The 8,346-nt window shown below is 64.9% G+C and carries 9 protein-coding genes; 7 read left to right on the plus strand and 2 right to left on the minus strand.

The window, feature by feature from the left end; all coding sequences use genetic code 11:
- A partial coding sequence (fliP, locus tag Q7U29_RS12780; protein ID WP_304741910.1) for a flagellar type III secretion system pore protein FliP occupies nucleotides 1-641 on the minus strand: 641 nt, incomplete at its 3' end.
- Nucleotides 638-1,594 carry a flagellar biosynthetic protein FliO gene (locus Q7U29_RS12785; protein WP_304741912.1) on the minus strand — a complete coding sequence of 319 codons (957 nt, stop codon included), beginning with the start codon at nucleotides 1,592-1,594 and terminating at the stop codon, nucleotides 638-640. The genes fliP and Q7U29_RS12785, both read right to left, overlap by 4 nt.
- 362 nt (nucleotides 1,595-1,956) lie before the next feature.
- Here Q7U29_RS12785 and flgB point away from each other — a divergent pair, with 362 nt between their 5' ends.
- The 7 genes from flgB to cckA all read left to right on the plus strand — a co-directional run bounded on the left by flgB (nucleotide 1,957) and on the right by cckA (nucleotide 8,134).
- Nucleotides 1,957-2,361 (plus strand): flagellar basal body rod protein FlgB, encoded by a 405-nt coding sequence (gene flgB, locus Q7U29_RS12790; RefSeq protein ID WP_304741914.1) that lies wholly within the window; start codon nucleotides 1,957-1,959, stop codon nucleotides 2,359-2,361.
- Between the two features lie 18 nt (nucleotides 2,362-2,379).
- On the plus strand, nucleotides 2,380-2,805 hold the full coding sequence (flgC, locus tag Q7U29_RS12795) for a flagellar basal body rod protein FlgC (RefSeq protein WP_304741916.1): 426 nt from the start codon (nucleotides 2,380-2,382) through the stop codon (nucleotides 2,803-2,805).
- Between the two features lie 17 nt (nucleotides 2,806-2,822).
- Nucleotides 2,823-3,140, plus strand: coding sequence for a flagellar hook-basal body complex protein FliE (fliE, locus tag Q7U29_RS12800; RefSeq protein WP_304741918.1), 318 nt, complete (start codon nucleotides 2,823-2,825; stop codon nucleotides 3,138-3,140).
- A gap of 120 nt (nucleotides 3,141-3,260) precedes the next feature.
- Complete coding sequence (gene fliQ / locus Q7U29_RS12805) at nucleotides 3,261-3,524, plus strand: flagellar biosynthesis protein FliQ (RefSeq protein ID WP_304741920.1); 264 nt, start codon at nucleotides 3,261-3,263, stop codon at nucleotides 3,522-3,524.
- A 19-nt stretch (nucleotides 3,525-3,543) separates the two neighbouring features.
- On the plus strand, nucleotides 3,544-4,314 hold the full coding sequence (gene fliR, locus Q7U29_RS12810) for a flagellar biosynthetic protein FliR (protein ID WP_304741922.1): 771 nt from the start codon (nucleotides 3,544-3,546) through the stop codon (nucleotides 4,312-4,314).
- 11 nt (nucleotides 4,315-4,325) lie between these two features.
- Nucleotides 4,326-5,405 carry a flagellar biosynthesis protein FlhB gene (gene flhB / locus Q7U29_RS12815; protein ID WP_304741924.1) on the plus strand — a complete coding sequence of 360 codons (1,080 nt, stop codon included), beginning with the start codon at nucleotides 4,326-4,328 and terminating at the stop codon, nucleotides 5,403-5,405.
- A 179-nt stretch (nucleotides 5,406-5,584) separates the two neighbouring features.
- A complete protein-coding gene (gene cckA, locus Q7U29_RS12820) occupies nucleotides 5,585-8,134 on the plus strand; it encodes a cell cycle histidine kinase CckA (protein ID WP_304741926.1) in 2,550 nt (849 codons plus the stop codon).
- Nucleotides 8,135-8,346 lie beyond the last annotated feature (212 nt).

Consider the following 8,346-nt stretch of genomic DNA (forward strand, 5'->3'; position numbering starts at 1 on the left):
CCCATCGACATCAGGACCGAGGCGACCACGAGGTCGATGATCAGGAACGGCAGGAACAGCAGGAAGCCGATCTCGAAGGCGCGCTTCAGTTCCGATATCATGAACGCCGGCACCAGGATGCGCAGCGACAGGTCTTCGGGCGTCGCCGGCGGCGGCTCCTTCGACAGGTCGATGAACAGCTTGAGATCCTTCTCGCGGACGTTCTTCTGCATGAAGCCGCGCAGCGGCACCGACGCCCTTTGCAGCGCGTCCTCGATGCCGATCTGGTTGGCGATCAGGGGCTTGATGCCGTCGTCATAGGATTTCTGCAGCACCGGGCCCATCACGAAGGCGGTCAGGAACATCGCCAGCGCAATGATGACGGAGTTTGGCGGCGCGGTCGCGGTACCCAGGGCGGTGCGCAGCAGCGACAACACCACCACGATCCGGGTGAACGACGTCATCATGATCAGGATCGACGGCGCGACCGACAGGATCGTCAGCAGCGCGATCATCTGGATCGCGCGTTCGGTGACGCCGCCGCCACCGCCGCCGAGGTTGATGCTGATGTCCTGCGCGAGCGCCGGAGCTGTGAGCGCTCCGGTGGCTATCAGGGTGGCAAGAAGTAAAACAACTCTACGCGGGGAGGCCGCCGGCCTCACGAAGGGTTCTTTGGACGGCCCAGCAAGGACGCCATCTCGTCTTCGAGATTCTCGAAGCCGCTCTTGGCCGGCGGCGGCATCGGCTCGCTGCGCGGCGCGGCGCGGCCTTGCGGCGGCTCGGGCGCCACCGGGGGCGCCACGGTTTCAGAGGGCGGCCGGCGCAGGGCGGCCTCCAGCCGTTGCGCCATCTCCGCGAGATTCTGGTCGGCGCTGGACTGGGCCGGGGGAGGCGGCGGCGGGGCAGGCGGCGGCGGTGCGGCGGCCCGTTCGGGCGCGCGCGGCGGCGCTTTCGGGGGTTCGGGACGTGGTGGCCGCGGCATCATGGGCTCGCTGCGCGAGGTGACCCGCGACGGCATCGGCTCCGGCCGCAACTCGGGGCGGGGCTCGGGCCGGCCGCCCATCGGCTCGGGCGCGAAGCCGGCCAACGGGTCGGTGCGATCGATGCGTTCGGCCCGCTCGGGGCGTCGTTCCGGCATCGGCGGCGGCGCCGGGCGGCGCGCTTCGTCGGCAAACGAGGGGCGAACCGGCCGCGGCGGCGGTTCGGGCATTTGCGGCTCGACATGGTCGAACATGTCGGTCCGGGCGGCCTCGGCATCGCTCCAGCTGGTATCGGGCAGCGGTGCGATCCGGGGCGCCGGCTCGGTGCCGCCGCCGACCGCGGGCCGTGGCGCCTGTTCCCGTCCGGGCATGGCGCGCACGATATTGGCTTCCACGACGATGTCCGTGGGGCCGCCGATCATCAGGAGATGCTCGATGTTGTCGCGCCGCACCAGCACCAGCCGGCGGCGGCCGTCGACCGCGGCGGCGTCGATTACCGCCAGCCGCGGCATCCGCCCGCGATTGGTATTGGCGCCGAGCCGGTTGGTGGCGAATCGGCGTACCAGCCAGGCGGCGAGGCCGATCAGGGCCAGCACGGCCACGAACGAGAAGAAGAATAGAAGTGGTTGCGACATGCTATGTCCCCAATAGCGCTTTCTTCACGTATCTCGGTCGTCCGGCGGACCGGAACCGGACAAACCTCCGGCACCGGAAGCCCGAAGATCAGCCGTATTTCTTAACTCCCCACGGCAAGAAGTGCCGCCCACGCTTTCTAATAAACCAAGAATCGCTTGAGCCAAAACGACTTCTCAGCGCCCCACACGGTTGGTTAACGCAGTTTTCGTGGCAAAAATGCGCGCTGGAACGCCGCCGGCGCCCGGCGATCCCAGGTTGTCCACGGTTACCTCAGGCGATTTTAACCCGTTGTTAACCATACACACGGCAAATTCTGCCTACCTCAGCGGCGCCGTGCCCCTGATGTAACGGGGCCGATGTGATGGCTATCAACGATTTTCCGATGTTGTCGGCGTTGCGCACCAAGATGCAGTGGCACCAGGAGCGCCAGCGGGTGCTCGCCGAAAATATCTCCAATTCCGATACGCCCAATTTCAGGCCGCGCGATCTGGTCGAGCCGAAGTTCGACAACAAGGGCGCCAGCCCCGCGGCGATGGGATCGCTGGCGATGATGCAGACCAGCACCAGCCACATCGCCGCTGCGGGCGGCGGCGACACTTTCGCGCGGCACGGCCGGGCCGGGTTCCAAACCAGACCCGCCGGCAACGCCGTCAATCTCGAAGACCAGATGCTCAAGGTCTCCGCCAACCAGATGGACTACGCCGCTGCCACCTCGCTCTACACCCGCAGCCTGGGGCTGCTGAAAACCGCCATCGGCAAGCGCTGAGTTTAGGGAAACGCGATCATGGCAAGCGATGGAAATGACTTCGGCCGCTCGATGAGCATCGCGACCTCCGGTCTGCGCGCGCAGGCGGGACGGATGCGGGTGCTCTCGGAGAATATCGCCAACGCGGATTCCACCGCGGCAACCGCCGGCGGCGATCCCTATCGCCGCAAGGTGCCGACGTTTACCTCCGAACTCGACCGCACGCTGGATGCCAGGGTGGTGACGCTCGGCAGGGTCAGGCCCGACGCATCGGCGTTCCGGGTCAAATACGAGCCTTCCAATCCGGCGGCGGACGCCGCCGGCAACGTCAAATACCCCAACGTCAATTCGGTGGTCGAAATGACCGACATGCGCGAAGCGCAGCGATCCTACGAGGCGAACCTCAACATCATCAGCGCCACGCGCCGGATGATTCAACGCACGCTCGACATCCTCAAGGCCTGAACAGGAAACCTTAAGCCATGGCTTCACCCACAGTTGCTGCAAATGCCTACGCCGCACTTGCCCGCATGACCTCGAACGCCGGCGCTGGCGCCGGCAAGGGCACCGAACTCGCCGGCGGTCAATCCTTCGGCGCGGTGCTCAAGGAGGCGCTCGGCAGCGTGATGGAGGCCGGCCGCAAGTCCGACGCGCAGACCGTGGCGATGACGTCGGGCAAGGCCAACGTGATGGACGTGGTGACGGCGGTGGCCGAAACCGACGTCGCGGTCTCGACGCTGGTGTCGGTGCGGGACCGGATGATCCAGTCCTACGAAGACATCATGCGGATGCCGATCTGATTTTTTCGCACCGTCATTCCGGGATGGTCCGAAGGACCAGACCCGGAATCTCGGGTTTCCGGGTTCGATGCTTCGCATCGCCCCGGAATGACGAGTTTACCCTTGAATGGAATGCGTATCATGACCGGTGCTGAAACCCTCGACGTGGCGCGCGATGCGATCTGGACCATCGTCGTGGTGTCGTCGCCGCTGATGGTGGTCGGCCTCGTGGTCGGCGTCGTGGTGTCGCTGTTCCAGGCGCTGACCCAGATCCAGGAACAGACCCTGGTATTCGTGCCCAAGATACTCGCGATCTTCGTGACGCTGCTGCTGGCGCTGCCGTTCATGTCGGAGTCGCTGCACGGCTACATGATGCGGATATCGTCGCGAATCATAGGCGGTTGAGGCATGATGCGCGTGAATCATGCGCATCGACATTTCATTGCTGCCGGCGCTCGCCGCCGCCTTCATGCTGGTATTTGCCCGCATCGGCGCGATGGTGATGCTGTTGCCCGGGCTCGGCGAGGCCAATATTCCGGTTCGCATCAAGCTGGCGATCGCGCTGCTGCTGACGCTGGTGATCCTGCCGCTGCACCGCGCGGCCTACAACATCGACATGCAATCGATCACCGCGCTGCTGGTATTGATGATGCACGAAATCGTCATCGGCATCGTGCTCGGCGCCACCGCTCGGGTGACGCTGTCGGCGCTGCAGGTCGCGGGATCGGTGATCGCCCAGCAGCTCGGCCTCGGATTTGTCACCACCGTCGATCCGACCCAGGGGCAGCAGGGCCTCCTGATCGGAAACTTCCTCACCATTCTCGGCCTGACGCTGCTGTTCGCCACCGACAGCCATCATCTGGTGATCGCAGCCCTCAACGACAGCTATTCGATCTTTGCGCCGGGCGAGGCGATGGCGAGCGGCGATGTCGCCTCGCTCGCCACCCGCGCCTTTACCGCCGCCTTCAAGATCGGGATCCAGTTGTCGGCGCCGTTCCTGGTGTTCGGTATCGTCTTCAATATCGGGCTTGGCGTGCTGGCGCGGCTGATGCCGCAGATGCAGGTCTATTTCGTCGGCGTGCCGCTGTCGATTCTCTTCGGCTTCCTGATCCTGGCGCTGGTCCTCGTCACCATGATGGGAACCTTCCTGGAATATTTCATCGGCGTCATGCATCAGCTGATACCGTCAAGGTAAAGGCCTGATCCATGTCCGATGAGAATGATTCCTCAGACAAAACAGAAGACCCCAGTCAAAAACGTCTGGATGACGCCCACGAAAAAGGCGACGTCGCCAAGAGCCAGGAGGTCAATACCTGGTTCGTGCTCGCCGGCGCCACGCTGGTGCTGTCATCCTTTCACGGATCGATCGGCGGCGGCATCATGGCGCCGCTGCGCAATCTGGTGGCCAATTCGTGGATGATCCGCACCGACGGCGCGGGTCTGATGGCGCTGACGCAGAGCCTCGGATATTCGATGATGGCGGCGCTCGGCGTGCCGTTCCTGATGTTCGCGATTGCGGCGATCGCGGGCAACATGATCCAGCACCGGCTGGTGTGGTCGGCCGAGTCGATCAAGCCGAAATTCAACAAGGTCTCGCCGGGCGCCGGATTCAAGCGGATCTTCGGCAAGCAGGGACTTGCGAATTTCGTCAAGGGCCTTTTCAAGGTGATCGCGCTCGGCGCCGTGATGACGGCGGTGCTGTGGCCGGAGCGCTATCGCCTGGAATCGATGGTGCGGTTCGACGTTTCGTCGATCATGGTCGTCACCACCAGCCTGACGCTGCAGTTGATGGGCGCCGTGGTGGCCATGCTCGCGGTGGTCGCGATCGGGGACTTCTTCTTTCAGTACCGGACCTGGTTCGAGCGGCAGAAGATGTCGCTGCAGGACATGAAGATGGAGTACAAGCAGTCCGAAGGCGACCCGCACATCAAGGGCAAGCTCAGGCAACTGCGGCAGCAGCGCTCGAAGAAGCGGATGATGGCCGCGGTACCCCAGGCCTCCGTGATCATCACCAACCCGACCCACTTCGCGGTGGCGCTGCGCTACGAACGCGGCATGCCGGCGCCGATCTGCGTGGCCAAGGGTATCGATTCGCTGGCGCTCAAGATCAGGGAAATCGCCGGCAAGCACGACATCCCGATCGTGGAGAACGTGCCGCTGGCGAGGGCGCTGCATGCGACGGTGGATGTCGACGACGAAATCCCGGTGGAACATTACCATGCGGTCGCCGAGATAATCGGCTACGTCATGGGCCTCAAGCGCGGGTTTTCCGGCCGTCAGGCGTGAAACCGGCGATAGAAGGCGCTCCGGAACAGGCTGGAAATGACCGCGGCGGGCGAAATAGCTGATGGGACGGCCTTGCGTTGGCAGGCCCGATTCAGGCACTCAGGAGCGGGCGGGCAAAAGCGCGCCCGGCAGCGCGCGCAGGCGCGTCACATGTATGTCGACAGGCTCTTTCCGCTGGCATGATCGCCGAACCTGACCACGATCCCGCGCCACAGCCCTTCGCCGCCCACGAGCCGGCGCGGCGCAACGGCAGCATCGTTCTGGTGCTGCTGGTGGCCTTTGCGATCGTGGCGGTCGCGGTCGCGTTGATGACCATCGGCCGGTCCCAGGCGCAGCCCTATATCCTCGGGCTGCTGGCGCTGCTGGCGATGGTCGGGCTGTTCAACCTGTTCGCCTTCGCCGCCGGCATCATCCGTTTCGCCGATCGCGCCGCCGACGATCCGGTGATGAGCCGGATTGCCGATCACGCCTATGACGGGCTTGCGGTGACCGATTCCCGCGGCCACGTGGTCTATTCCAACGCCGCCTATCTGGCGCTGACGGGGGCTGCGACCGCGCAGGACGCGCGCCCGGTGGAGCGGGTCTTCATCGGCAATCCCGACGTCTCGGAAGCGGTGTTCCGCCTGCTCAAGGCGGCGCGCGAAGGCAAGCGGCAGCAGGAAGAAGTCCGCATCGCCGGCTCCGATGGCAGCCAGGGCCGCTGGCTGCGGATGCGGGTCCGCCCGCTCGGCGCCAGCAAGCGCGAGGCAAAATACGCGGTGTGGTCGATTGCCGACATCACCCGTGACCGCGAGCGGCAGGAGGACGTGTTCCAGGAACTGCAGCACGCCATCGAATATCTCGATCACGCGCCGTGCGGGTTCTTCTCTGTCAATGCCGGCGGTGACCTCGTCTACGTCAACGCCACGCTGGCGAACTGGCTGGACCACGACCTCGCGGAGATCGGCAATGGCGGCCTGAAGCTGACCGACATCGTGTCCGGCGACGGCGCCTCGCTGCTGACCTCGATCGTGGCGGTGCCCGGCGAGGTCAAGACCGAGGTGTTCGACATCGACCTGCGGATGCGTGGCGGCAAGACCATGCCGGTCCGGCTCTACCACAAGCTGGCGTTCGGGGCCGATGGCGTGCCCGGCGCCTCGCGCACGCTGGTGATCAGCCGGGCCCGCGACGAGCATTCCGATCCGCAGCGTGCCGCCGAAGTCCGCTTCATGCGCTTCTTCGATCATACCCCGATGGCGATCGCCACCGTGGACCGAGCCGGCGAGGTGGTGCGCGCCAATGCCCGCTACGCCAAGCTGGCGCAGGGCCTGAATTCCGAGGGCGCGTCCGGCAAATCGATCTTCCGCGCGGTCAATCCGCGCGACCGCCATTTGCTGATCGCGGCCATCAACCAGGCGGCCGAAGGGCAGGGCGATATCGCGCCGGTCGAGGCGTTGCTCGACGGGCCCAAGGAGCGCTGGGGGCAGTTCTTCGTCACCGCGGTCGAGGAGAACGAACGCGAGACCGAAGCCGCCATCGTCTATTTGCTGGAGACCACCGAGCGGCGCACGCTGGAAAACCAGATCAACCAGTCGCAGAAGATGGACATGGTCGGCCAGCTCGCTGGCGGCATCGCCCACGATTTCAACAACGTGCTGTCCGCCATCATGATGGCGAACGACTTCCTGCTGAACGCGCACAAGCCGACCGATCCGTCGTTCCAGGACATCATGCAGATCAAGCAGAACGCCACCCGCGCCGCGACGCTGGTGCGGCAGCTATTGGCCTTCTCGCGCCGCCAGACGCTGCGGCCGCAGGTGCTCGATCTCGGCGACGCGCTTTCCGATCTCACCATGCTGTTGCGCCGGCTGATCGGCGAGAAAGTAAAGCTCGACCTCGTGCATGGCCGCGACCTGTGGCCGGTCAAGGTCGACGTCTCCCAGTTCGAGCAGGTGATCGTCAACCTCGCCGTCAACGCCCGCGATGCGATGCCCGACGGTGGCAAGCTGACGGTGCGGACCGCCAATGTGACGACGGAGGAATCCGGACAGCTCGCCTACAAGGGCATGCCGGCGGCGGATTACGTCCGGATCGATGTTGCCGACACCGGCACCGGCATTCCCGCCGATATCGTCGACAAGATCTTCGAGCCGTTCTTCTCGACCAAGGAAGTCGGCAAGGGCACCGGCCTCGGCCTGTCGACGGTGTACGGCATCGTCAAGCAGACCGGCGGCTTCGTCTACGTCGACTCGGAGGCCGACAAGGGCACTTCTTTTCATATCTTCCTGCCGCGACATCATGCCGAGCAGGAAGTCCAGCCCGAGCCCGCGGCCGTCAAGGCCGCGCCGGAAGAGACAAAGCCGCGCGCCGACCTGACCGGGCAGGGCACCATCCTGCTGGTCGAGGACGAGGAGGGCCTGCGCTCGCTCAATGCCCGCGGCCTGCGCTCGCGCGGCTACAGCGTGATCGAGGCCTCCAACGGCATCGAGGCGATGGAGGCGCTGGAGGAAAAGAACGGTGCGGTCGACCTCGTGGTTTCCGACGTGGTGATGCCGGAAATGGACGGCCCGACGCTGCTGCGGGAGATGCGGATCCGCAATCCCAACCTCAAGATCATCTTCGTCTCGGGTTACGCGGAAGAAGCCTTCGACAAGAGCCTGCCGGAAAACGAGCAGTTTGCCTTCCTCGCAAAACCGTTCGCGCTCAGCGCGCTGATCGCCAAGGTCAAGGAGACCATGGCGCCGTCGTGAGGGCCGTCGCGTGTCGGGGAATCAGCGGGAAGATCACTCCCGCCTCCGGATCACGCCCTCCAGCTTCGTTGCCGCAGCCACGGTATTCGAGATCGTGCCGTACTTGCGTACATTCGTATGCAGGAGCTCGAGGCGCTGATCGGTTTCGTCGGTGTCGACGATGAGTTCGTAATCGACCGAAACCATCTTCGGCGGGCTGTCCTGCCGGATAC

It is taken from the genome of Bradyrhizobium sp. (assembly GCF_030654605.1).
In the GTDB taxonomy this organism is placed as follows: Bacteria; Pseudomonadota; Alphaproteobacteria; order Rhizobiales; family Xanthobacteraceae; genus Bradyrhizobium.

Bases quoted from the DNA above. Each gene is read 5' to 3' on its own strand.
- fliE (WP_304741918.1), top strand. From the start codon at position 2,823: ATGGCTTCACCCACAGTTGCTGCAAATGCCTACGCCGCACTTGCCCGC.
- flhB (WP_304741924.1), top strand. From the start codon at position 4,326: ATGTCCGATGAGAATGATTCCTCAGACAAAACAGAAGACCCCAGTCAA.
- fliQ (WP_304741920.1), top strand. From the start codon at position 3,261: ATGACCGGTGCTGAAACCCTCGACGTGGCGCGCGATGCGATCTGGACC.
- Q7U29_RS12785 (WP_304741912.1), bottom strand. From the start codon at position 1,594: ATGTCGCAACCACTTCTATTCTTCTTCTCGTTCGTGGCCGTGCTGGCC.
- flgC (WP_304741916.1), top strand. From the start codon at position 2,380: ATGGCAAGCGATGGAAATGACTTCGGCCGCTCGATGAGCATCGCGACC.
- cckA (WP_304741926.1), top strand. From the start codon at position 5,585: ATGATCGCCGAACCTGACCACGATCCCGCGCCACAGCCCTTCGCCGCC.
- flgB (WP_304741914.1), top strand. From the start codon at position 1,957: ATGGCTATCAACGATTTTCCGATGTTGTCGGCGTTGCGCACCAAGATG.
- fliR (WP_304741922.1), top strand. From the start codon at position 3,544: ATGCGCATCGACATTTCATTGCTGCCGGCGCTCGCCGCCGCCTTCATG.